The sequence below is a fragment of the Mesorhizobium sp. HAY1-8B genome, from assembly GCF_056868045.1.
Map to the genome: position 1 here is coordinate 3768836 of NZ_CP200321.1, position 26108 is coordinate 3794943.

Genomic DNA, 26108 nt, shown 5'->3' on the forward strand with positions numbered 1-26108 from the left:
TAGTCAACAAGCCAATCGGGCGGAATTGCGACCGGCGGCTCAACTTGCCGTGAATCTCACCCTTGCTGGTCCAAGGGGAATTGGCGCCGGCGGCCTTGCCCGAAGCGAACCGCAACTCTAAACAGTCGCCACCCATAACAGGAAGGAACCTCCCATGAGCATTCGTCGCATCGATGTTGGCCCGCGCATGAGCCAGATCGTCATCCACGGCAACACGGTCTATCTGGCCGGCCAGGTCGGCGAACCCGGCGGCAACGTCGCCTCGCAGACCCGCGATATCCTGGCGACCATCGACGAATTGCTGGCCAAGGCCGGCACCGACAAAACCAAGATCGTTCAGGCGATCATCTGGCTGGCCGACATGGGCACCTTCGCCGAGATGAATTCGGAATGGGACAAGTGGGTGCCGCAGGGCCACACCCCGGCCCGCGCCACCGGCGAAGCCAAGCTCGCCGGCCCGGAATATCTGGTCGAGATTATCGTCACGGCGGCGATTTGAGCTTTACCTCCCCCTTGTGGGCGTGAGGAGCCGGTTCGCGTCAGCGAATTCGGCGCGTCCGTGGCGCGCCGAAAGGCCAGCGAACGCTGGGACGCTCCCGAAGGCAGCGGGGACCCAGCCCAGCGCAACGGCCCTCCGCCGTGGCTCCGGGCGTTCGGCGTTCGAAAAGCCAAATCGTTGGCTTTTCGCCAGCCTTCGGCTGGATACGCCTCACCCCTGCGACGGCGTGAACCTTGCCACCAGCGTGTGGCTTTCCGCCGGATAGACAAACCGGACATGGGTGACCGGGTGTTCCGCGCTCCAGGTGCGGCGCTCGACCACCAGGCAGGGCGCGCCCGGATCGATGTCGAGCGCGTCGGCAACAATCTCATCGGCGGCCATGGCACGGATCCGGTGTTCGGCCTCGCTCCACGGCACACGGCCGATCAGCCAGGGCCCGGCGGCGATTTCCCTGAACTCTTCATCTCCGGCTTCCGGAACCGCCGAAAGATTGATCAGGCGCTGCTCGAGGGCGAAGGGCCGCTCACCGGCAAAATGCAGGCCTTCGAGCCATAGCAATGACCCTGCGGCGGACAGCCCGAGCAGCGCTCTGTCGTCAGCGTTGCTGCGCCGCTTCAGGCGCTCCAGCCGCTCGTAACGATAGGGTAGGCCAAGTGATTCGACCTCGATCCTGATGTCGTGAAGTTCCAGCACCGCTGCCTGCGACTGCGGTTGGCGGACAAAGCTGCCTGAGCGGCGGCGGCGTTCGATCAGCCCGGCCTTGGCCAGCTGCGACAGGGCCTTGTTCACCGTCATGCGCGAGCAATTGTACTCGGTCGTCAGCTCGTGCTCGAACGGAATGCGATGACCGGGCGCCCAGGCACCGGACAGGATCTTCTCGCTGATGTCGGACAGGATGCGCTGGTGCAGCGAACCGCCGCTGTCGGCATCAACTGTCTCGACCGTGCTCATGCCGACAGCGCCGTCATCACAGTGCGAAAGCGCTCGGCGATGGCTTCGCGCCGTGCATGCCGGCCGCCGCTGACCTGTTTTTGCCCATGCACCCAGACGCAGTCGACCTTGCTTCCATTGGCGAAAATCCAGGCGTCGAGTATTGCGTCGCCGGTCTTGCCGGCCAGCGAGGGGGTCTTGGCGTCGAGCGAGACGAGATCGGCGGCAGCGCCGGCGGCGATCTGCGAGGCGCCGGCGCCAAGCGCGACGCTGCCGCCATCGAGTGCTGCATCAAACAGCGCGCGCCCGGTCGAGCCGCCGGCCACCGCCAGCACATTGCGGGCACGATAGGCAAGGCGCTGCGAATATTCGAGCTGGCGCAATTCGTCCGGTAGTCCGATCAGCACGTTGGAATCGGAGCCGATTCCGAAGCGGCCGCCATGCTCGGTGAATAGCGGCGCGGCAAAAGTACCGTCGCCGAGATTGGCCTCGGTGATAGGGCAAAGGCCGGCGATGGCGCCGCTCTTCCCCATGCCGATGGCTTCGGCGTCGGTCATATGCGTGGCGTGGATCAGGCACCAGCGCTGATCGACATCGGCAGCGCCAAGCAGAAACTCGACCGGGCGCGCGCAGGACCAGGCAAGGCAGTCCTCGACTTCCCTCACCTGTTCAGCGACATGGATGTGGATCGGTCCATTCGGCGCCAAAGCGGCAATTTGGGTCAATTCCTCCGGCGTCGCCGCACGCAAACTGTGCGGCGCGACGCCGACGACAGCTTGATTCAAGGCACGAACCGATTCGCTAGACTTCTCAACAAGCCGGGTGAACCGATTCACATCGTTGATGAATCGGCGCTGGCCTTCGTTCGGCGCGGCACCGCCGAAGGAGGAATGCGCATAGAACACCGGCAGCAGCGTCAGGCCGATACCGGTTTCGCCAGCCGCGGCGGCGATCCGTTCGGCCATCTCGGCGAGATTGGCATAGGGCTTTCCATCGCGGTCGTGGTGCAAATAGTGGAATTCGCCGACGCGCGAAAACCCGGCCTCCAGCATCTCGACATAGAGCTGCGCGGCAACCGCTTCGACCTGATCCGGTGTCATCGACAGAGCGAAGCGGTACATCACCTCGCGCCAGCTCCAGAAACTGTCGGCAGAAGGGCCGCGAAGCTCGGCCAATCCGGCCATGCCGCGCTGGAAGGCGTGGCTGTGCAGATTGGGCATGCCCGGCAGCAGAATCGCGTGGCGCTCGTCGCCGGCCTGCGGAGCTGAGCCCGCTTCGACGGAGGCGATGCGGCCTCCATCGAGCGCGATCCTGACATTGCCTTGCCAGCCCTCGGGCAGAAGCGCCTGTTCCGCAAAGATCGCCGTCACGTCCGCCTCCAAATCTGCATGCCCGGGCGACGATACCACTTGCGCCGCGTTTCAATATGTATATACATAATTGCCATCCTTTCAAATGGAAAAGATGATGGTTGGAGCAAACGGGAAGAGCGGCTTTCGTCTGTGGCGCAATGCGCGGTTGGCGACCATGGCCGACGGCACGGCTGGCCTCGGCGTCGTCGAGAAGGGCGCAATTGCTGCCCGCGACGGGCTTATCGTCTATGTCGGCGCCGAAGTGGAGATGCCGGCTTCGGCAGGGCAGGGCGCCGAGACCATTGACTGCGAGGGCCGCTGGATCACGCCCGGCCTGATCGATTGCCACACCCATCTGGTCTATGCCGGCAACCGTGCCAACGAATTCGAGATGCGGCTGGCTGGCGCTACCTATGAAGAAGTGGCCCGCGCTGGCGGCGGTATTGTTTCCTCGGTCAAGTCATTGCGTGCTGCCAGCGAGGATGAACTCGTTGCCCAGACGCTGCCGCGCCTCGATGCGCTGATGGCGGAAGGCGTCACGACAGTCGAGGTCAAATCGGGCTATGGCCTCGATCTCGATAACGAGAAGAAGTCGTTGCGCGCCGCCCGCCGGCTGGCGAATGAGCGCCCCGTCACCGTCCGCACGACGTGCCTCGCCGCACACGCACTGCCGCCCGAAGCCAAGGGTGACAAGGACGCTTTTATTGATTTGGTCGCCAAGCAGATTGTTCCGGAGGCTGCCGCCGAGGGACTGGCCGATGCGGTGGACGGTTTTTGCGAGGGCATCGCCTTCTCGCCGGAGCAGATGGCGCGGGTTTTCGATGCCGCCAAGGCCTTGGGCCTGCCGGTCAAGCTTCACGCCGACCAGCTGTCCAACCTGCACGGAGCAGCGCTTGCCGCCCGCTATGGCGCACTGTCGGCCGACCATCTCGAATATACGGACGAGGCGGGCGCTGCCGCGATGGCGAAGGCCGGCACGGTGGCGACGATCCTGCCAGGCGCCTATTACTTCATCCGCGAAACCAAGAAGCCGCCTGTCGACTTGTTTCGCCGCCATGGTGTGAAGATGGCGGTGGCGACCGACAGCAATCCCGGCACTTCGCCGCTCACCTCGCTGTTGCTCACCATGAATATGGCCGCGACGCTCTTTGGGTTGACCGTCGATGAATGCCTTGCCGGGGTCACCCGCGAGGCCGCGCGAGCGCTTGGCCTTCTCGATAAGGCCGGCACGCTGGAAGTCGGAAAATCCGCCGATCTGGCGATCTGGGACATCGAGCGTCCCGCCGAACTCGTTTACCGCATGGGCTTCAACCCGCTCCATGCCCGCATATGGAGAGGACAATGACCGAACTGACCTTGAAGCCCGGCAATGCGACGCTGGCCGACTGGCGCGCCATCTACCGTGGCGACGTGCCGAAGCTGGATGATGCCTGCCGCCCAAAGATCAAGGCGAGCGCCGAGGCTGTCGCCAGGATCGTTGCCAAGGGTGAGCCGGTTTACGGCATCAACACCGGCTTCGGCAAACTGGCCAGCGTGCGCATCCCGGCCGGCGATCTCGAAACCTTGCAGCGCAACATCGTGCTGTCGCACGCCGCCGGCGTCGGTGAGCCGATGCCGGTCGCGATCGCCCGCCTGATGATGGCGCTGAAACTTGCCAGCCTGGCGCAGGGCGCCTCCGGCGTGCGTCCCGAAACCATCGAGTTGCTGGAAGCGATGCTTGCCAACGACGTCATCCCCGTCGTGCCGGCGCAGGGCTCAGTCGGCGCTTCCGGCGACCTCGCGCCGCTGTCGCACATGACGGCGGTGATGATCGGCGTCGGCGAATGCTTCACGCCGCATGGCCGCTTCCCGGCCAAGGTCGCTTTCGTCTCGCACGGCCTGGAGCCAGTGACATTGGGCGCCAAGGAAGGCCTGGCGCTGCTCAACGGCACCCAGTTTTCCACCGCCTATGCGCTTGCCGCCTTGTTCGAGGCCGAAGTGCTCTACCAGTCGGCATTGGTTGCCGGCGCCTTGTCGACCGACGCGGCAAAGGGGTCCGACGCTCCGTTCGATGCGCGTATCCATGTGCTGAGAAAGCATCCCGGCCAGATCGAGACGGCGGACGCGCTGCGCAATCTGATGGCCGGCAGCGCTATCAGGGAATCGCACCGTATCGGCGACGAGCGCGTGCAGGATCCCTATTGCCTGCGTTGCCAGCCGCAAGTGATGGGGGCGGCACTCACCGTGCTGCGCCAGGCGGCCGACACGCTGGGCACCGAAGCCAATGGCGTCACCGACAACCCGCTGATCTTTGCAGAGGATGATACCGCGCTCTCCGGCGGCAATTTCCACGCCGAGCCTGTGGCCTTCGCCGCCGACATGATCGCGCTTGCCGTTTGCGAGATCGGCTCGCTGTCCGAACGCCGCATTGCCATGCTGGTCGATCCGGCGCTGTCGGGCATGCCCGCCTTCTTGACGCCGAAGCCCGGCCTGAACTCCGGCTTCATGATCCCGCAGGTGACGGCGGCGGCACTCGTTTCGGAAAACAAGCAGAAGGCCTATCCGGCCAGCGTCGATTCGATCCCGACCTCGGCCAATCAGGAAGACCACGTTTCGATGGCCGCGCATGGTGCGCGCCGGCTGATCGGCATGGTCGAGAATGCGACGGCTGTGATCGCCATCGAATTGCTGGCCGCCGCGCAAGGGTGCGATTTCCACCAGCCGCTGGCGTCGAGCGATGCGCTGGAGGCTGTGCGCAAGCTGGTCCGTGCCGAAGTGCCGCATCTCGACAATGACCGGCACTTTCATCCCGACATGGAGAAGGCAATCGCCATGGTGCGCAGCGGCGCGACCGTCAGGGCTGCCGGCGCGGTGGCGCTGCCCTCGATTTCAGGAGCGGCGTGATGGCCGCCACACCCTGGCTCACCGTTAGCCAAGGCACAGCACCCCTGCTGGTGTCGATCCCGCACACCGGCATCGACCTTGCCGGCCTCGAAAACCGGCTGGTCTCGCCCTGGCTCGGCCGGCGCGACTGCGACTGGTGGATCGATAACCTCTATGACTTTGCCGGCAGCCTCGGCGCCACCGTCGTCCACACCGCGATCTCGCGCACCGTCATCGACGTCAACCGCGATCCTTCGGGTGCTTCGCTCTATCCCGGCCAGGCGACGACCGGCCTGTGCCCGACGGAGACCTTCGATGGCGATCCGCTCTACCGCGAGGGCGAAGAGCCGGGACCGTCGGAGGTCGACGAGCGTCGCGAGAAATTCTTCGTGCCTTATCATACCGCCTTGCGGGCCGAGATCGCCCGGCTGCGTGGCCTGCATGACAAGATCGTCCTCTACGACTGCCACTCGATCCGTTCGGTGCTGCCGCGCCTGTTCGAAGGCACGCTGCCGGTGTTCAACCTCGGCACCAATGACGGCAAGAGCGCCGATCCGAATCTGCAGGCAATGGTCAGCCAGATCATGGCCGAAACCGGCGAAACCTTTGTCGTCAACGGTCGCTTCAAGGGCGGCTGGATCACACGCCATTTTGGCCAGCCGCAACAGGGTGTCCACGCCTTGCAGATGGAGCTCTCCAACCGCGGATACATGCGCGAGCCCGAGGAAAAGGGTGAACCGGACAATTGGCCGGTACCCTACGACGCCGGGTTTGCTGCACCGATCCGCGCCACGCTGAAGCAGATTCTCGAAACCGCCATTGACTGGGCCGGGCGCTGACGCGCGCCGCCTTACTCGAAGGGACAATGATGAACAATCCTCGCCACAACATTCGCGAAGTCCGTGCGCCGCGCGGCGACAAGCTCAACGCCCGCTATTGGACGACCGAAGCGCCGCTGCGCATGCTGATGAACAATCTCGACCCCGAGGTTGCCGAAAACCCCAACGAACTGGTCGTTTATGGCGGCATCGGCCGGGCCGCGCGCACCTGGAACGATTTCGACAGCATCGTCGCCTCGCTGAAGACGCTTGCCGAGGACGAGACACTTTTGGTGCAATCAGGCAAGCCGGTTGGCGTGTTCCGCACGCACGCCGATGCGCCGCGTGTGCTGATCGCCAACTCCAACCTCGTGCCGCACTGGGCGAATTGGGACAAGTTCAACGAGCTCGATAAGAAGGGCTTGATGATGTACGGCCAGATGACGGCCGGCTCGTGGATCTACATCGGCACGCAAGGCATCGTGCAGGGCACCTACGAGACCTTCGTCGAGGCCGGCCGCCAGCACTATGGCGGCAACCTCAAGGGCAAATGGATCCTGACCGGCGGTCTCGGCGGCATGGGCGGCGCCCAGCCGCTGGCCGCCGTCATGGCCGGCGCCTGCTGCCTTGCCATCGAATGCAACCCGGATTCGATCGATTTCCGCCTGCGCACCCGTTATGTCGACGAGAAGGCGGAGACGCTCGACGAGGCGATGGAAATGATCGAACGCTGGACCAAGGCCGGCGAAGCGAAGTCGGTCGGCCTGCTCGGCAATGCGGCCGAGATCGTGCCGGAAATGTTCAGGCGCGGCATCCGCCCCGACATGGTCACTGACCAGACCTCGGCCCACGATCCGATCAACGGCTATTTGCCGAAGGGCTGGACGATGGCCGAGTGGCGCGAGAAGCGCGTCAGCGACCCCAAGGCTGTCGAAAAGGCGGCCCGCGCTTCCATGCGCGAACACGTCGAGGCGATGGTGGCGTTCTGGAACGCCGGCGTGCCCACGCTCGACTATGGCAACAACATCCGCCAGGTCGCCAAGGACGAAGGTTTCGAGAACGCCTTTGCCTTCCCCGGCTTCGTGCCGGCCTATATCCGCCCGCTGTTCTGCCGGGGCATCGGGCCGTTCCGTTGGGCCGCGCTCTCCGGCGACCCCGAAGATATCTACAAGACCGACGCCAAGGTGCGCGAACTCACTCCCGGCAACACCCATCTGCACAACTGGCTGGACATGGCGCGTGAGCGCATTGCGTTCCAGGGCCTGCCGGCGCGCATCTGCTGGGTCGGTCTTGGCGACCGCCACCGGCTGGGTCTTGCCTTCAACGAGATGGTGGCCAAGGGTGAACTCAAGGCGCCGGTCGTCATCGGCCGCGATCACCTCGATTCCGGCTCGGTCGCCTCGCCGAACCGCGAAACGGAATCAATGAAGGACGGTTCCGACGCCGTCTCCGATTGGCCGCTGCTCAATGCGCTGCTCAACACCGCGTCGGGCGCCACCTGGGTCTCGCTGCACCATGGCGGCGGCGTCGGCATGGGTTTCTCCCAGCATGCCGGCATGGTCATCGTCGCCGACGGCACGCCGGACGCCGCTAGGCGCCTGGAGCGCGTGCTGTGGAACGATCCGGCGACCGGCGTCATGCGCCACGCCGATGCCGGCTACGACATCGCCATCGACTGCGCCAGGGAGCATCAGCTCAACCTGCCCGGTATTCTCGGGTGATAGGCTGACGTCATGCGCATCCTTCGTGCCGCCGACTACCGCGTGATGCCGTGGAAGAACGGTGGCGGCGCGACGACCGAGATCGCGGTCTCGCCTGACGGCGCCGGCCTTGATGATTTCGTCTGGCGCGTCTCGATGGCACGTGTCGAGGGCAGCGGGCCGTTCTCCAGCTTTGCCGGCATCGACCGCACGCTGACGGTGCTCGAAGGCGAGGGGATCGTGCTTGATATCGCCGGCCAGCCGGCGGCCCAGTTAACGCCGGCTTCCGCGCCTTTTTTCTTTCCGGCCGACCTGCCGACCAGTGCGGCCCTGATCGCCGGCCCGATCACCGATCTCAACGTCATGACCCGCCGCGGCCGCACGCTGCATTCGGTCGAACGTCTGGCGATTTCGCGCCCTGTGGAAATCGCAACCGAGGCCGGTTCGACCCTCATCCTTTGTCACAAGGGCGAAGCTGTTTTCCCCGACGCCGGGTCAATTCGCCTCGGGCCGCTCGACACGCTGCTGCTCGGGCCGGATGCACCTATCCTGCGGGTTGAACCCGTGCGGGATACCACGTTGTTCGTGATCCGGATAACCATCGCGGCCTGACGCTTTCGCGCTAACGGTTACCGCCTGTTTCCAAACATGATCGCAATGCCGGCGAAATATAGCGTAAGCTCTTGCCGGCATCACGAAAAAGCCCGAATCCTCTCCGTCGATCGATCCTGACGGGAGCGAGGGGCGCTCGTCTTTGAGTTTGGTCGAAAGATGGACGCCCTGTCGTGGTGCGGAAACAAACTTTCGGCATAGGGGCTGATGCAACCAATTGCATTTGAACCGGTTTTAGGGCCATTGCCGTGGCGGTAACGCCGCTGAGTGCCCGCTTACGGAATTTTCAATGAATATTCAGACGAATCCAGCCCAGATCGAGAAGACCAGCGCGAGCTTTCCGGCCATCACGGAAGAGCCGATAAGGTCGACATTCCTGCCGGACGAACGGCTCCGGCTGCTCGGCGAAAGCCTGGCAAAAGGCGATCTCGCCGACCTGTTCGGCCTGACCCCGTTCGATTTCCAGGCCCGCATCCGCGACAGTGCCAAGAAGATCCTCGAAGTCTATCGTTCGACCAATGCGGCGCAGGCCAAGGGCGAAACGATCACCCCGGCCGCCCAATGGCTGCTCGACAACAACTACCTGGTCGAGGAGACCATTTTCCAGGTCAAGCGCGATCTGCCGCGCCGCTTCTATCGCCAGTTGCCGACGCTGAAACTGCCTGATGGCGGCACCGTGCCGCGCGCGCTGGCGCTGGCCTGGACCTATGTGGCGCATTCGGACAGTTCCGTCTCCGCGACCATGTTCAAGTCCATCGTCCAGGGCTTTCAGTCGGTCGAGCCGCTGAAGATCGGTGAACTCTGGGCGCTGCCATCGCTGCTGCGCTTCGTGCTGATCGAGAATCTCCGCCGGCTGGCGGTCAGGGTCAATCGCACCCGCCAGATGCGCCAGATCGCCAACGACGTGGCCGACAAGGTTCTGGCGACCGACGACAGCGCCGACCGCCAGGCCATCCTGGCCAATTTCAGCGCCCACGCGCAGGACACCACCTTCGCCACCCAGCTTCTCTATCGTCTGCGCGATGGATCGCAGAATGCCGGCAAGGCCCTGGAATGGCTGGAAGGCGAGCTCGAAAAGACCGGCTCCGATGCCGAGGAGATCATCATCTCCGAGCATCACACGCTGTCCAGCGGCAATGTGACGACCGGCAACATCATCCGCGGCCTGCGCCTCATCAACGACGTCGACTGGACAGTATGGTTCGAGGGCGTCAGCCGCATCGACACCGTGCTGCGCGAGCGCACCGATTTCGCCGCGCTCGACTTCTTCTCCCGCGACCAATACCGCACCGCGATCGAGGAACTGGCGCGCCGCTCGAACCTCTCGGAATACCGCGTCGCCGAAAAGGCCATCGAACTGGCCGGCCAAGCCGCCAGCGACCATGCATCGGATCGCGACGATTCCATTCCGGCTCCGTCCGCGCATACCGATGTCGGCTTCTTCCTCGTCGGCCCACGCCGGCTGGAGCTGGAAAAGGCGATCGGCTATCGGCCGACGATCAGCCAGATAGCCAAGCGGACCTTCGCCAAGACCGGGTGGCTCGGCATCGTCCTGCCCGTCTTCGCGCTGACGGCCCTGCTTCTTGTCCTCACCGGCAATGCCTTGGCCAATCTCGGCCTGTCGGTGGCCTCGATCGTGCTGATGCTGGCGCTGTTTGCCGTGCCGGCGAGCGAGGGCGCGCTTGCCTTCTTTAACACCGTGGTCTCGCTGTTCCTCAAGCCGACACGCCTGATCGGCTATGACTACAGGCACGGCGTGCCGCCCGAGGCGCGCACCCTTGTGGTCGTCCCTTCGCTGATCGGCTCACGTGACGATGTCGAGGAGAACATCCGCAACATCGAAGTGCATTACCTGGCCAATCTGGTGGACGAGATCCACTTCGCGCTGCTGTCGGACTGGCCCGACAGCAAGATCGAGATCGATGCGGCCGACACCGAGATCCTCGAATATGCCCGCGCCGAGATCGCCCGTCTCAACGCCCGCTATCCTTCGGAAGGCGCGCCGCGCTTCTACATCCTGCACCGCCGCCGGCTCTTCAATGCCGCTCAAGGAGCCTGGATGGGCTGGGAGCGCAAGCGTGGCAAGCTGCACGAGCTTGACCTTCTGCTGCGTGGCGACAGCGACACCACTTTCCTGCCGCTCGAGGTGCCGCTGCCCGAAAAAGTCGTCCATGTGATGACGCTCGATGCCGATACGCGCACCACCCGCGATGCGGTGGCGACCCTTGTCGGCAAGCTCTGCCATCCGCTCAACCGCCCGCATTTCGACGCGGCCAAGCGCGTTGTCACCGCCGGCTACACGATCCTGCAGCCGCGCATCACCGCTTCGCTCACCAGCGGTGACGAAGCCTCGTTCTTCCAGCGCGTGTTTTCGGCCAATCGCGGCCTCGACCCCTATGTCTTCGCCGTCTCGGATCTTTATCAGGATGTGTTCAGCGACGGGTCCTTCACCGGCAAGGGCCTCTATCACGTCGATGCCTTCGAGGCCGCCCTGCAAGGCCGTATCGAGGAAAACACCATCCTCAGCCACGATCTGCTCGAAGGCGCGCTGGCGCGCGCGGCACTGGTCACCGACGTCGAACTGGTCGAGGACTACCCGACCCGCTACTCGGTCGACGCCTCGCGCCACCATCGCTGGGCACGCGGCGACTGGCAGTTGCTGGGCTTCATCCTCGACCCACGCTCAGGCGTTCCGGCCCTGTCGCGCTGGAAGATGGTCGACAATCTGCGCCGCTCGCTGACGCCGATCTTCTGGGTGATGGCGGCGATCGCAGGCTGGACCTTGCTGCCCTTCACGCAGGCCGCGCAATGGCAGGCCTTGCTGATCCTCAGCCTGTTCATGGCGCCGACTTTCGACGTCGTCAACGCCATCCTGCCCAAGAGCGGCGACCAGACGCCGCGTGGTCATTTCTCTGCTCTCGCTCGAGATGTCGCCTTCGGCACCGCCATGGTGGCGCTGAAGATCGTGCTGATGGCGCACAACGCCTGGATGATGGGCGATGCCATCGTGCGCACGCTCTACCGGTTGTTCGTCAGCCGCCAGAACCTCCTGGAATGGCGCACCGCCTCGCAGGCGCACAAGGCGGGCGACAATGATGTCGGCTCCTATTATGGCATGATGTACGGCGCCGTGATCATCGGCTTCGTCGGCCTCGCCATCCCGGTGCTGGCCGATTCCACCGGCGCCTTCGTCGCCTTCTTCTTCGCCCTGTTCTGGATCGGCTCACCGGCGATCGCCAGCTGGATCAGCCGCTCGGCCGAAACCGAGGATCGCCTTCGCATATCGCAGGCCGACATCCACGCGCTGCGCACCGTGGCGCGGCGCACCTGGCACTATTTCGAAAGCTTCGTCACGGCGGAGCATCACAATCTGCCGCCGGACAATTTTCAGGAAAGCCCGGCACCGGTCGTGGCACCGCGCACTTCGCCCACCAATGTCGGTGTCTACCTGCTGTCGGTCGTCTCGGCGCGCGATTTCGGCTGGATCAGCCTGTCCGATGCCATCACCCGCATCGACGCCACCATGACGACCATCGAGAGCATGCCGCGCCACCGCGGTCATCTCTTCAACTGGTACGACACCACGACGCTGAAGCCGCTCTACCCGCTCTATATCTCGGCTGTCGACAGCGGCAATCTCGCTGGCCACCTGGTGGCGGTGGCTGCCGCCTGTGCCGAATGGGCGGAAGCGCCTTCCGTTCACCTCCAGGGCGATTTCGAAGGCATTCTCGACACGGTGACCATTCTGAGCGAAAGCCTCGATGAGTTGCCTGACGATCGCCGCCAGTTGCGGCCCTTGCGCCAGCGCCTCGTTGACCGCCTGGACGGCATGCGGCGTGCCGTGGAGACGATCAAGGCGCAGCCGGAAATGGCCTCGATCCGCACCATCAACCTTGCCGTGCTGGCGGGCGAGATCCGCAAGCTGGCCACGGCCATCCACACCGAGGCAGCGTCGGCTCAGAGCGACGTCATCGTCGACTGGGCGGCAAGACTGGAGGCGACTTGCGAGGCGCACGTCCACGACGCCCACAGCGACGACAACGCCGTCGAGGCACTGCGCGCCAAGCTTCTGACCTTGCGCGAACGCACGCGTCGCTTCGCCTTCGAGATGGAATTCGCCTTCCTGATGCGGCCGGAACGCAAGCTGCTGTCGATCGGCTACCGGGTCGAGGAGCACCAGCTCGACGAAAGCTGCTACGACCTTCTCGCCTCCGAGGCGCGGCTGACCAGCCTGTTCGCCATCGCCAAGGGCGACCTGCCTACCGAGCATTGGTTCCGGCTCGGTCGCCCAATCGTCGAGATCGGCTTCCAGGGCGCGCTGATGTCCTGGTCGGGCTCGATGTTCGAGTATCTGATGCCACCGCTGGTGATGAAGGAGCCGCAAGGCTCGATCCTCAACCAGACCAGCAAGCTGATTATCAAGCGCCAGATGCAGTACGGTCGCCAGAAGAACGTGCCGTGGGGCATTTCGGAAGCGGCCTACAATGCCCGCGATCGGGAACTGACCTATCAGTACACCAATTTCGGCGTGCCCGGGCTTGGGCTGAAGCGCGGCCTTGGCCAGAACACGGTGATCGCGCCCTACGCCACCATCCTGGCGGCGCAGTTCAACCCGCGCGAAGCCGTGCAGAACCTGTCCCGGCTGCGCGAGATCGGTGCGCTTGGCCCTCATGGCTATTACGATGCTGTCGATTTCACGCCGCAGCGCGTGCCGGAAGGCACCAACCACGCGGTCGTGCTCAATTACTATGCGCACCATTCGGGCATGTCGATCGCGGCGGTCGCCGACGCGATCTTCGAGGGTCGCCTGCGCGACCGTTTCCACAGCGATCCGGTTATTGAATCGGCTGAATTGCTGCTGCAGGAAAGGGCGCCGCGCGACATCCCGACCGCCACCGTCAGGACCGAAGCCGACGAGCGAGCCAAGGACGAGACCGAGACCGAGAGCCCCGACACCCGCATCGTGCTTGATCCCTTGCGGGCGTTGCGCTCGACCAATGTGATGTCGAATGGCCGTTATTCGGTGATGGTGACCGCGACCGGTTCCGGCTACAGCCGCTGGGGCGATCTGTCCGTGACCCGCTGGCAGCCGGATCCAGTCGAGGACCGTCTGGGCTCCTACATCTTCCTGCGTGACGTCAGCACCGGAGACTGGTGGTCGGCAACGGCGGGGCCCAAGCGCGCGGCCGAGGAGAAGGCGCAGACCCTGTTCTCCGACGACAAGGCGAGCTTCGTCAAATCGGTCGGCACGTTGCGCTCCGAGGTCGAATGTATCGTCGTTTCCGAAGGCAATGGCGAAGGCCGTCGCATAACGCTCTACAATGAAAGCACATCCGATCGTCACATCGAGGTGACGTCCTTCGCCGAACTGGTGCTGGGTTCGGAGGCGTCCGACAACGCCCATCCGGCCTTCTCGAAGATGTTCGTGGAGACTGAGATCGCCGCCAACAAAGGCGCGATCTTCGCCACGCGCCGCAAGCGCGAAACCAGCGAGCCTGATATCACCCTGGCGCATTTCGTCACCGATCCGTCCGGGCCGGCGCGCGATGCGGAGGCCGAGACCGACAGGCGCGCCTTCATCGGCCGTGGCCGCTCCATCGTCGATGCCGCCGCTTTCGATCCAGGCGCGAGACTAGGCGGCCATTCCGGCTTCACGCTCGATCCTATCGCCTCGTTGCGCCGCCAGGTACGCGTGCCCGCCAACAAGAAGATATCGCTGACCTTCTGGACCGTGGTCGGGGCCAATCGCGCCGAGCTGGACGAGGCCATCAATCGGCTTGACCATCAGGAGAGCTTTGCCCGCCAGGCCATGCTTGCCTGGACGCGCAGCCAGGTGCAGACCCGCCATATGGGCCTCAGCCTGACCGATGCGGCCAATGTGCAGAAACTGGCACGCTATCTGATCTATCCCGATGCGTTCCTGCGCCTGCCCGCCGAATCCATCGCGTCGGGCCTGGGCAAGCAGTCGAGCCTGTGGCCGACCAGCATTTCGGGCGATTTTCCGATCTTCCTGGTCAGGATCGGCGACGTCGCCGACCTGGAAATCGTCGCCCAGGCGCTGCGCTTCCAGGAATATATGCGTACCCGCGGCATGATGATCGACTTCGTCGTCGTCAACGAGCAGGCCTCGTCCTATGTCCAGGACCTGCAGCGGGCGGTCGAGACGCTGTGCGAAAACAGCCGTCTGCGCGGCAAGGAACTCGGGCCACGACAGCATATTTTCGCGGTGCGCCGCGACCTGATGGAAGAGACCACCTACAAGACGCTGCTCGCCGTCGCCCGGGTGGTGCTGCACACGCGCAACGGGACTATCTTCGATCAGATAGAGCGGGCCGAGGCGGCTGCCTTGCAGGCGCGCGACGCCATTGTGCCGGCCGGGTTGCCGACGCTGCGAGAGATTTCGACGCCAGCGGCGCATGCATTTGCCTCGCAGGCCGTGGCGGATGTCAGCGCCGACGGCACTGGCCTCAACCAATGGAACGGCTTTGGTGGTTTCGACGGCGACGGACGGCACTATGTGGTGCGCCTGGCTGGCCGGCGCAGCACGCCGCAGCCCTGGATCAACGTCGTCTCCAATGCCTCGTTCGGCTTCCACACCTCGGCCGAGGGTGCCGCCTTCACCTGGAGCCGCAACAGCCGCGACTACCAGTTGACGCCGTGGTCGAACGATCCGGTCTCGAACCGGCCGGGCGAGGGCATTTATATCTACGATCAGGCCAGCGGCCGGGCGTTCTCGCCGCTCGCGGCGATGGTGCGCGATCCCTCGATGACCTACGAGGCCTGGCACGGGCAGGGCTTCTCGACGTTCCGCTCGAAGCGCGGGCCGTTGTCGATGGACCTGACCCATGTCGTGGACCCCATTGATCCGGTGAAGGTCACGCGGCTGCGCATCCAGAATTCCGGCTCGGTGCCGGCGCGGCTGCGCGTCTATGCTTACGCCGAATGGGTGCTTGGCGGGCACCGGTCACGCACCGCGGCGACCATCGTTCCGTCCCGCGACAGCGCGACCGGCGCGTTGCTGGCGCAAAACCCCTACGGGCTTGATTTCAGCGAGCGCGTGGCCTTCCTCGCCGCTGATGCCGCTGCTCATTCGGTGACGGCAGATCGTTCCGAGTTCCTCGGCCGGCACGGGTCCAGCGAGCTGCCGCAGGCGGTGCTGAGCGGCGCGGCGCTGTCGGGTCGCGTCGAGGCCGGAGACGATCCTTGCGCGGCGATCGCCCGCGACATCGAGATCCCGGCCGGCGGCGACGTCACGCTGCTCTGGCTGCTCGGCGATGCCGATTCCGCGGCGCAGGCGAGCGCGCTGGTGCAAAAGCACCGGGGCAAGGATTTCGACCAGCGCCTGGCCGACAACGAGCGGGAGTGGCGCGGCTTCCTCGATACCATCCAGGTCGAGACGCCGGACAAGGGGCTCGACGCCATGGTCAATCACTGGCTGCCCTATCAAAGCCTTGCCTGCCGCATCCGCGCCCGCTCGGCCTTCTATCAGGCAAGCGGCGCCTTCGGCTTCCGCGACCAGTTGCAGGACACGCTGGCGCTGCTGGCGCATGATCCGACGCTGGCGCGCGACCAGATCCTCAACGCCGCGCGGCGGCAGTTCCCGGAGGGCGATGTGCAGCATTGGTGGCTGCCACGCACCGGAGCCGGCGTGCGCACGATGATTTCCGACGACGTGGTCTGGCTGGCCCATGCGACGGCGCGCTACCTGACGGTGACCGGCGACGCCGCGATCCTGAAGGAGCAGCTGCCTTTCATCGATGGACAGGCGCTGGGCGAGGGCGAGCACGATGCCTTCTTCACTCCGGAAATCTCGAAGAAGACGGTATCACTCTACGATCATTGCGCGCGCGCGCTCGACCTCGCCGTCAAGCGCAGCAGCCCTGCCGGCCTGCCGCTGATCCTTGGCGGCGACTGGAACGACGGCATGAACCGTGTCGGCGAACACGGCAAGGGCGAGAGCGTGTGGCTGGGCTGGTTCCTGCTGAAGACGCTCGGCGACTTCGCCACCGTCGCCAAGGCCGAGGGCGACAGCAAGCGCGCGCAGGCCTGGGCAAAGCATGCCGATGCGCTGAAGCGGGCGCTTGAAAGCACGGCATGGGACGGCGAATGGTACCGGCGCGGCAGCTTCGATGACGGCACGCCCTTGGGCTCACGCACGTCCGAAGAGTGCAGGATCGACTCCATCGCCCAGTCCTGGAGTGTGCTTTCGGGTGAGGGTGACCCGGCGCGGTCGACGACGGCGATGCGGCAGGCAACCAGCCTGCTCGTGGACGACAAGCTCAAGATCGTCAAACTGTTCACGCCGCCTTTTTCTAAGACGCAGAAGGATCCTGGCTACATCAAGAGCTATCCGCCGGGGGTGCGCGAGAATGGCGGCCAGTACACCCACGCTGCGACGTGGTTCGTCATCGCGCTCGCCGAGATGGGACAGACCGACGAAGCCTATCGCTGCTTCTCGATGCTGAACCCGGTCAACCACGCAATCGACGAGGCCTCGGCCGAACACTATCGCGTCGAACCCTATGTGGTGGCGGCCGATATCTATGCCGGAGAAGACAAGGGCGGGCGTGGCGGCTGGACCTGGTACACCGGCTCGGCGGGCTGGCTCTACCGGGCGGCGGTCGAGGGCATCCTCGGCATCGAACGGCGCGGAAAGCAGATCACGTTCCGGCCGAAACTGCCCAGCCATTGGGATGGCTACCACGCCACGCTCAAGATGCTTGGCGCCGAGATCAAGGTTCATGTCATTCGCGACAAAAAGACCAAGACGATCTCGCTTGAAGTCGACGGTTCGAAAACAAAGTCCGCTTCATTCGAACCCAAAGCCGGCAGTAAGACCGAGATCGTGGTCAAGATACCAGCGTAAAGTCAATAGCTTAGGTTAGTTATTCGCGCGTCCTTCGGGACGCGCGACGCTGCGTCTCGTTACTTGCACGCGGTCCGCGAATGCGCCCGCAAGATGCCTTCCGATTAAGCCCCGCAATACCGTCGTGATTAAAAATGTGGCAGTGCTCGGCTGCTGCCATGATTTTGCCGCAAGGCTGGCATTTCACCTTTTATCTCAAACCGTTAGGTGATCACGTCAGATTTCGCATCGTCGTCATGTTTTGTTCGCTAAATGGGAACGGAAGCGATAGACGGGCATTGTTTTGCGACGCATCAACCGTTACGTGTCATGGAATGGTGCAGTGCACAATACTGGTATTGGGCACAATAGAGAGTTGGCGGAGTAGCTGAAGTGTCACTTCTGCAGATCTATTGGAGAGCGCTGGGCTATCTGGCCGCCGACAAGAAGCGCGTGGCGCTGATCTGTTCGGCCAACGTCGCCCTTGCCGCCATCGCAATTCTTGAGCCGATCATGTTTGGCCGGGTCATCGATGCGATTTCCGCGCACGGCTCGGTGTTCTCCACGCTTGCCGTATGGGCTGGCCTGGGCGCCTTCAATGTGATCGCTTTCGTCCTGGTGGCGCGCGGCGCCGACCGGTTTGCCCACGCCCGGCGTAGCGAAGTGCTGTGCAAGTCGTTCGAACGCGTCATTACCATGCCGCTCGCCTGGCATCATCAGCGTGGCACTTCCAACGCGCTGCACACGTTGTTGCGGGCCGTTGAGACGCTGTTCAGCCTGTGGCTCGAATTCATGCGCCAGCATCTGTCCACCGCCGTTGCGCTCGTACTGCTGGTGCCTACGGCGCTAAGCATGGATGTGCGCATGTCGATGGTGCTGCTCGGGCTGGGCGTACTCTATGTCTGCATCGGCCGGCTGGTCATGAAGCGCACCAAGGCAGGCCAGGCCGCCGTCGAGCGTCACTACCACAAGGTGTTCGCGCATGTGACGGACTCGGTGAGCAACGTCGCCGTTCTGCAGAGCTACAACCGTCTGGGCCATGAGGCTGAGACGCTGCGCGGCTATGTCAAGAACCTGCTCGACGCGCAAAATCCCGTGCTCGACTGGTGGGCCATCGCCAATGCGCTCAATCGCCTGTCGTCAACGATCTCGATGATGGTGGTGCTTTTGATCGGCGCCTATCTGGTCACGCATGGCCAGTTGCGCGTCGGCGATGTGATCGCCTTCACCGGCTTCGCCACGCTGCTGATCTCGCGGCTCGACCAGATGTCGGCTTTCGCCAACCAGATTTCCGAGGCCCGCGCCAAGCTTGAGGATTTCTACAAGCTCGAGGACTCGGCCGCCGATGCCGCGGAGCCGGATGGCTTGCGCGACCTCACCAATGTCACCGGCCATGTCCGTTTCGAGGATGTCAGCTTCGAATTCGCCAATTCGGGGCAAGGCGTCAGCGACGTGTCCTTCGAGGTTCAGGCCGGCCAGACGGTTGCCATCGTCGGACCGACGGGTGCCGGCAAGACCACGTTGATCAATCTGCTGCAGCGCGTCTTCTCGCCGTCCAGCGGCCGTATCCTGATCGATGGCATCGATACCCGCACCGTGACCCGCAAGTCGCTGCGCCATTCGATCGCCACCGTGTTCCAGGACGCCGGGCTTCTCAACCGCTCGATCGAGGACAACATTCGTGTTGGCCGCGCCGATGCGAGCAATGCTGAGATCCATGCCGCCGCCGTCGCGGCTGCCGCGCAGGACTTCATCCTGGACAAGAGCAATGGCTACGACACCGTGGTCGGCGAGCGTGGCGGCCAGTTGTCGGGTGGTGAGCGCCAGCGCATCGCCATTGCCCGTGCCGTGCTGAAGGATGCTCCGATCCTGGTGCTCGACGAGGCGACCAGCGCGCTCGACGTCGAGACCGAGGATCGCGTCAAGGAAGCGATCGACGAACTGCGGCGCGACCGCACCACCTTTATCATCGCGCACCGCCTGACCACCGTTCGCGACGCCGACCTTGTCGTGTTCATGGACAAGGGCAGGGTGGTCGAAATGGGCGGCTTCGCTGAACTGTCGCTGCGCAACGGCCGCTTCGCCAGCCTGCTGCGCGCCGGCGGCCTGCTCAACGACGAAGAAGTCCGCCGTCTCAGCCGCTCCGTGCAGGGCGAAGCCGCGTAAGCATCATCTTTTACCTCCCCATTGTGGGGAGGTCGGACCAGAGGTCCGGGTGGGGGCAGCGCGCGCCGCCGCCCCTTTGCTTCGCAGCGACCCTCCCACGAGGGGCAGGGGTAACCCAGCCTGCGACACCACCGCTCGATTGCCCCAATCGCGCCGGCGGTCTATGTAAAGTCGCATGAGCGACACGACTTCACGCCTGAGCGGCTGGATGGACCTTGCCAACCCGACGCGCTTCGTCGCGCTGGTCGACAAGGTCGTGCCGTGGCTGGCGGCGATCGCCGCACTCATCCTTGCCATCGGCCTTTATATGAGCTTCGCCGCGCCCGAGGATTTCCAGCAAGGCATCACCGTGCGCATCATGTACATCCACGTGCCTTTCGCCTGGCTTGCCATGATGTGCTACACGCTGATGGCGGTTTCCGCCCTCGGCACGCTGGTCTGGCGCCATCCGCTGGCCGATGTCGCGCTGAAATCGGCGGCACCCATCGGCGCGGTCTTCACGGCACTTGCGCTGATCACCGGTTCGATCTGGGGCAAGCCGATGTGGGGCACCTGGTGGGTGTGGGATGCGCGCCTGACCTCGGTCTTCGTGCTGTTCCTGATGTATCTCGGCATCATCGCACTGACCCGCGCGCTCGACGATGCCAGTCGCGCAGCCTGGGCCGCTGCCATCATCACGCTGGTCGGGTTCATCAACATCCCGATCATCAAGTTCTCCGTCGACTGGTGGAACACGCTGCACCAGCCGGCCTCGGTATTCCGGCTCGGCGGGCCGACCATCGATCCCAGCCTGCTGTGGCCGCTGCTGGTCATGGCTATCGGCTTCACGGTGCTGTTCTTCGCGTTGCACTTGATGGCAATGCGCACGGAGATACGGCGCCGCAGGGTCATCGCCATGCGCAGGGTCGCGGCACGACAGGCCGAGAGGCAACCGGCCTAGTTCACCTGTTACCCGCCGAAAGTGCTCACGCCATCAAACCGCGTGCCGCCACAGGCAGCGTTTCCAGCACTTTCTCGCCGTCGATCAGGTTGACCTGGTTGAACAGATTGGTGACGACACAGCAATGATCGGGCACCACGCGCACGCGATCGCCGATGCGCAGTTTCGCGTCACCGGAAAGCGTGACGGTGCCATGCTCTTCGCTAAGCCCGGTCACCCTTGCGTCGGCAGCGCCGAGCAACTCGCCAAAATCCTTTAGCCCGAGCGTGTCACTGGACAGCGCCTTGCTGCCCGCATCGAGTATGGCACGCGTCGGCGTCGGGTGGCTGACCACGGTCGACAGCACCGTCAGCGCGCAATCGTCCAAGGTACCGACACCTTTGGCGACCTGATAGCGGTCGAGATAGATGTAGGTGCCGGGCCGATATTCGGTGACGACAGATGTATCGCTGGAGCGCCACATGTCCGGCGTGCCGCCGCTGGAGATGCGTTCGCAGGCGAGACCCGAAGCGGTCAGCACCTGCCTGGCGTCGGCGAGCCAAGCTTCGGCCTCCGCGGCGCGGCCCGCCGCAGGATAGGTCATCAGCCCGCCAAAGGTGAGGCCGCCGGCCTTGTCGATCACCCTTGCCAGTGCAACCGCCTCATCGGCCGTCTGCACGCCGCAGCGGCCCATGCCGGTGTCGCATTCGACCAGCACCGGGAGGCGATGGCCGGCATCGGTGAAAGTGGCGGCCAGTCCTTCCAGCGTTTCCATGCTGTCCGCCGTGACCGACAGGGTGACGCGACCGTGCAGCGCCTTCAGCCGCTCCAGCTTGGCGCGGCCGAGGATGTTGTAGGGAAGAAAAATGTCGGACAGCCCGGCGTCGGCCATGACCTCGGCCTCGCCGATCTTCTGGCAAGTGATGCCGACGGCACCCGCCGCCACCTGCTTCTTCGCCCAGTAAGGAAGCTTGTGCGTCTTGATGTGCGGCCTGAGCTTCAGCCCGTTTCTGTCGGCATGGGCCTGTGCGCGGGCAATGTTGGCTTCGGCGCGCGCGGCGTCGATCAGGATCGACGGCGTGTCGAGGTCGTGGATGGTCGGCATAGTCTATCACTCTGTGAGAATTCGCAGGGGTTATGAGCCTGAAAGCGGGTGATGTCACGCGGCCAGCGGACCGGATCGATGGGCCATCCGCGCTTGGCGCAGCGGGCGTGCAGGCGCGAGATGGATCGACACCGCATCGGCGTTCGGCTATGCGATTTGCAATGCATGTCGCCCAAAAGTGCCCAGCGGTTTTGGGATGACGACATGCAACAACCTAAGCATGTCGACACGAAGGGTTACGATCATGAAACGCTCCGCCATCAACGACATCATCCGCGAAGCCGACGCTTTCATCCGCTCGTTCGGCTACATCATGCCGCCCTTCGCCTACTGGTCGCCGGAAGAGATGAAGGCACGCCAGGTCGAACTCCTCCGCCATATTCACCTCGCGGCTCGGCTGGGACATCACCGACTACGGCCAGGAGAAATTCAAGGAACTCGGCCTGTTCCTGTTCACCGTGCGCAATGGCCGCTACGAGGACATGAAGAAGGGCATGGGCATGCTCTATGCCGAGAAGATCATGATCTCGCGCAAGGACCAGCTGTCGCCCATGCACCGCCACAACATCAAGGCCGAGGACATCATCAACCGCGGCGGCGGCAAGCTGGTGCTGGAACTGTTCATGCATGATCGCGACGGCGGTATCGACCCCAAGGCGGAAGTGTCGGTGCCGGTCGACGGAACCATCCACAGGCTGCCGGCGGGGGGCCTCCTGAAGCTCGACCCCGGTCAGAGCGTCACTCTGCTGCCCGGCGTCTGGCACGCCTTCTGGGCCGAGGGCAAGGACGTGCTGATCGGTGAGGTGTCGACCGTCAACGACGATCTGACCGACAACGTGTTCCGCGAGCCGATCGGCCGATTCTCCAACATCGACGAGGATGTTGCTCCAGTGCACCTGCTGGTGGCCGACTATGAGAAATGGCTGGGCTGAGGGCAGGCGGCGGTCGCCTACCGGCAGCTTTAACGGCAGCCTGGCGCCGGCTGCGCGCTCGTCCGGCACAGGTATGACCAAGGCTGGTCGCCAGTTTGAGCCACGGCGCTCGATGAAGCCGAGTTTGAGGTGTGAAGGAAAGCTTTGCCGAGGCCCGAGGTTAATTGCGGCAGCCTCATCAAAATGGATGGCGACTCTCGTCGACGCCTGTGGTGGCATCCAGCCCAGGTGGAGAGCGGGGAACCCGGAGCGACAGGTGGTCCTCCGGCAAGGGGACCAACTCCCTCATTGAGTGGGTCTCTTATGCGCTCCGACCGGGGAGAGCAGAGAATGCAGTATCCTGGCGAGTGGAACAAAAGGCTGCCTCGTACTCAGCCCGAAGATGAGCGTCAGGCGCGGCTCGAGAAAACAGCCCGGCTCAAGCGGCTTCGGTCTTACGCTTCCTGGCTGGCGCCTGACCCACACGCCCAACTTCATGATGAGATAGACTGCTCTGTGCTAATTGAGGAATGCAGGTCAGTGGGTCTGGCCTGATCGACAGCGTGAAACTGCAGCTCTGCGAGGCGTCGACCGTCACGATGATCTCAACGACAGCGCGTTTCGCGAGCCGATGGGCAGTTTTCCAATGCCGACGAGGACGTCGCATCGGTACACCTACCGGCGGCCGGCCATGAGACGTGGTCGAGGCAAGGGGGCACGCCTGCCGTAGCCTCAATGACAGCAGCTTGCCGCCGATTGCACGCTCGTCCGGCACAGGCATGACGAGCTGATCGCCACATCCGCCTTGGCCATCGCCGCGGCGAGCCTTGCCTGCAGGGCCGGCAGCTCTTCGCTTTCGCCGCGGCGCCTCAAGCATTCCACCAGCCCGTGCAGCGCCCAGACATTGTCCGGGTGCTGGGCGCAGCGTTGCACCTTGGCGCTCAGGCCGAGATCGTCGCGATAGACCTGCTCGGCCTCTTGCGCATGGCCCCGGTCGAGCAGCAGCGCCGCCAGCGCATGGCGCGGCGGGTGCATCCACGCCCATGGCTCGGTGTAGGAGAGATTGTCGTCCAGCTCGACCGCTCGCCGCAAATGGGGGTAGGCCTCCTCGTGCCGGCCCTGATGGTAGGCGAGCTCGCCATCGAGCAAGGCGGCACCGACGGCCAGCGAAGCGCGGGTTGGGTTGCTGAGGAAACGCCGTTCGGCCGGGATGTTCTCCACATGACGGTGGAACCGCACACGCTCGCGCTCGGCCTCCGTGAATTGCCTGAGCGTCGCATGCGCGACACCCTTGGCGTAGTGCTGCATGGCCGCCGTCAGTACATAGAGGCCGGGCTCTTCAACCACGGGTTCGTCGATGATCTCCTGCCAGCGGCCGAAGCGCACCTGCACATGCGATTTCATCGCATGATAACCTTCCACTGTTTGCGTGAGCTTGGGCCGGTCCTGGATGGCGACCACGTCTCGCGTCACCAGGCTGCGCACCTTGTCGGCGGCCCACAGCGCCGGCCGGTACTGGCCAAGGAACATGCAGGTGAACATCATCAGGTGCAGGTCGTGGCAGCAGCCGAGCAGATAATAGGTCGGCTCGTCGGCATAGGCGAGATAGAGGTCGTTGGCACGGACAGCCTTTTCGCTGGCGATCTTCGCCTTCTCATAGTCGCCACACAGCACATAGATATGCCCCGGCATGTGGTTCATGTGCCCGGCATCGGGGCACATCTCGCCGAGCCGGTCGGCCGAGCGCATGCCGCGTTCCGGCATGGTGGACATTTCCAGGAGATGGATATGCAGGTGCAGGATCGCCGGGTGCTGTGCCGCGCCGGCCTCTTCGGTCAGCCGGATTGACCGCTCGCAGACCTCCAGCGCCTCTACGACATCGGAATTCGGCGCCGGCTCACCAGTCTTGAGGTTCCAAAGCCGCCGCACCGTGCGCATCATCAGCGCCTCGACCAGCAGCGCCATCACATCATGGTCGTCGGGAAAATCCTGGTACACGCGCCGCATTGCGGTGGCGTAGGCATCATCCCACTGTTCGAATTCCTGCGGGCTTACCTTGTGCGGCTTTTGAAAACGGCTGGCCAGTGCTTCGATCAACCGCCGTTCGACATCGCTGGCGCCAGCCGCGTTGGCGCGCGCCAGCTGGACATGCTCGAAGCAGCGCTTCGTCGCGCCGTTGGCCTCGGCCTCGCCATGCTCCTTCCAGGTCAAATTGTAGAAAGGCCCGGCCGCATAGGCGATGCCCCAATGCACGAAGGCGCACCCGGGATCCGTCTCCAGCGCCTTGTCGAAGCACTTGATGCCTTCCTCATGGTTGAAGCCGTAGCACCAGTTGAGCCCGATATCGAACCAGCGCTGGGTCGCGGTGGAGCGTGTGGAGATGGGGCGGCGATAGGTGCCGAGGTCGAATCGGTCCATGTCTTCCATTCAAAGTCCTGTCGGCCGCGAGCCAGGCCGTGGCCAGATTCCCTAGCGATCAATGTGTGCCGAAATTTGTAGGCATGGCAAACACCATGAGTGGCACCGCCGGCACACCAGCCGCCTTAGTTGGTTCCTTCACTTTGCCAGCCGGCCAGCTCGGGCAAGTCGTCAAGCCAACTTTTCTCGGTCATCAAAGCAGCGCCGGTCTGAAGATCTGCCTGGGTGGCGTTTTGAATGAGCCAATCCATCCACTTGCGATAGGCAGCAGGATCCAGCTGGGGCGGCAGAACCTTGGCCTTGAGCAGCATCCGCTTGCGGAAACTGGTTTGCCGGCGGAGTTTGGTCGTCGTGAACTTGATGACCTTGCCTTGATAGTCAACCGTCCAGCGGTCGCCTCCAAGACTGACAAGGCCGTCGATGGCAAAACCGGCATCAACCGGTCTATCCCGCCAGGGAAGCTCGATGGCATTCTTTCTCAGATCGAGAGCCCATCGCCTGTAATCGGCCCCGGCACGCTGCGGCGGCAGCACACCGGCCTGTTCGAGCATCTTCCTGCGGAAGGTGGGCTGCTTCTTCAACTGGCCGGTTGTGAACTCGACGCGATGCCCACGAAACTCGACATGCCAACGGATCCTTCCGTTGCCGACATACTTCACCAGTCGGTCGATGAGGAACTCGTCCTCGGCAAGAATCACACAGCCTTGGCGGATGCTTTCGAGAATGAATTCGGTGTCAGTGACCACTATGGAGCCCAATACAGCAAACCTTCACGGAGCTTAGCCAGCGGCAACCGCGGCCATCAATCTTTTTCGAACGCCTAGACGCTAGGGAGGCCGAACGGCGGTTGATCGAGGCACTGGGCTCTCGTTTCCAGAAGCCACAACGGGTGAGTCCTCAGGAGTTAGAACAGTGGGATGACGCGTTCGAAGGGTTCAAGGTGTTAAGGAAATATCCCTAGACCTGATGGG

General features: G+C 63.9%; 14 protein-coding genes and 1 pseudogene. 10 read left to right on the forward strand and 5 right to left on the reverse strand.

The features are described 5' to 3' along the window. Positions 1-154: 154 nt before the first annotated feature. The gene (locus AC1VON_RS17750; protein ID WP_172350986.1) at positions 155-499 is read left to right on the forward strand and encodes a RidA family protein; all 345 of its coding nucleotides are present in this window, start codon (positions 155-157) and stop codon (positions 497-499) included. Between the two features lie 210 nt (positions 500-709). Here the strand turns inward: AC1VON_RS17750 and hutC are convergent, their stop codons facing one another. Together hutC and AC1VON_RS17760 are read right to left on the reverse strand one after the other, a co-directional pair. Further along, positions 710-1450 (reverse strand): histidine utilization repressor, encoded by a 741-nt coding sequence (hutC, locus tag AC1VON_RS17755; RefSeq protein ID WP_172350985.1) that lies wholly within the window; start codon positions 1448-1450, stop codon positions 710-712. Continuing rightward, complete coding sequence (locus AC1VON_RS17760) at positions 1447-2799, reverse strand: formimidoylglutamate deiminase (RefSeq protein WP_483124354.1); 1353 nt, start codon at positions 2797-2799, stop codon at positions 1447-1449. The genes hutC and AC1VON_RS17760 overlap by 4 nt, the downstream gene beginning before the upstream one ends. A 97-nt stretch (positions 2800-2896) precedes the next feature. Between AC1VON_RS17760 and hutI the strand changes: the two genes are divergently transcribed. The 8 genes from hutI to AC1VON_RS17800 all read left to right on the forward strand — a co-directional run bounded on the left by hutI (position 2897) and on the right by AC1VON_RS17800 (position 20724). Continuing rightward, a complete protein-coding gene (gene hutI / locus AC1VON_RS17765; protein WP_483124355.1) occupies positions 2897-4126 on the forward strand; it encodes an imidazolonepropionase in 1230 nt (409 codons plus the stop codon). After that, complete coding sequence (hutH, locus tag AC1VON_RS17770; RefSeq protein WP_483124356.1) at positions 4123-5664, forward strand: histidine ammonia-lyase; 1542 nt, start codon at positions 4123-4125, stop codon at positions 5662-5664. The genes hutI and hutH overlap by 4 nt, the downstream gene beginning before the upstream one ends. Then, positions 5664-6482: an N-formylglutamate deformylase gene (hutG, locus tag AC1VON_RS17775; RefSeq protein WP_172350981.1), complete on the forward strand. Its 819-nt coding sequence runs from the start codon at positions 5664-5666 to the stop codon at positions 6480-6482. The genes hutH and hutG overlap by 1 nt, the downstream gene beginning before the upstream one ends. A 29-nt stretch (positions 6483-6511) precedes the next feature. Then, positions 6512-8182: a urocanate hydratase gene (hutU, locus tag AC1VON_RS17780; protein ID WP_172350980.1), complete on the forward strand. Its 1671-nt coding sequence runs from the start codon at positions 6512-6514 to the stop codon at positions 8180-8182. 12 nt (positions 8183-8194) lie between these two features. Next, positions 8195-8773 (forward strand): HutD/Ves family protein, encoded by a 579-nt coding sequence (locus AC1VON_RS17785; protein ID WP_483124357.1) that lies wholly within the window; start codon positions 8195-8197, stop codon positions 8771-8773. A gap of 289 nt (positions 8774-9062) precedes the next feature. Continuing rightward, positions 9063-17639 (forward strand): glycoside hydrolase family 94 protein, encoded by an 8577-nt coding sequence (locus AC1VON_RS17790; RefSeq protein WP_483124358.1) that lies wholly within the window; start codon positions 9063-9065, stop codon positions 17637-17639. Between the two features lie 372 nt (positions 17640-18011). Next, a complete protein-coding gene (locus AC1VON_RS17795; RefSeq protein ID WP_483124359.1) occupies positions 18012-19784 on the forward strand; it encodes a glucan ABC transporter ATP-binding protein/ permease in 1773 nt (590 codons plus the stop codon). Positions 19785-19959: 175 nt separating this feature from the next. Next, positions 19960-20724: a heme ABC transporter permease gene (locus AC1VON_RS17800; protein WP_483124360.1), complete on the forward strand. Its 765-nt coding sequence runs from the start codon at positions 19960-19962 to the stop codon at positions 20722-20724. A 25-nt stretch (positions 20725-20749) separates the two neighbouring features. Here AC1VON_RS17800 and AC1VON_RS17805 read toward each other — a convergent pair whose 3' ends face one another. Further along, entirely contained in the window at positions 20750-21808 is a 1059-nt protein-coding gene (locus AC1VON_RS17805; RefSeq protein WP_483124361.1) for a D-TA family PLP-dependent enzyme, read from the reverse strand. Between the two features lie 244 nt (positions 21809-22052). Between AC1VON_RS17805 and AC1VON_RS17810 the strand changes: the two are divergent. After that, positions 22053-22740 (forward strand): annotated as a pseudogene (locus AC1VON_RS17810) (D-lyxose/D-mannose family sugar isomerase). A 711-nt stretch (positions 22741-23451) separates the two neighbouring features. Here AC1VON_RS17810 and AC1VON_RS17815 read toward each other — a convergent pair. Both AC1VON_RS17815 and AC1VON_RS17820 read right to left on the reverse strand, forming a co-directional pair. Beyond that, the gene (locus AC1VON_RS17815; protein WP_483124362.1) at positions 23452-25137 is read right to left on the reverse strand and encodes a hypothetical protein; all 1686 of its coding nucleotides are present in this window, start codon (positions 25135-25137) and stop codon (positions 23452-23454) included. Positions 25138-25262: 125 nt separating this feature from the next. Then, positions 25263-25883 carry a hypothetical protein gene (locus AC1VON_RS17820; protein WP_483124363.1) on the reverse strand — a complete coding sequence of 207 codons (621 nt, stop codon included), beginning with the start codon at positions 25881-25883 and terminating at the stop codon, positions 25263-25265. Between the last annotated feature and the right edge of the window lie 225 nt (positions 25884-26108).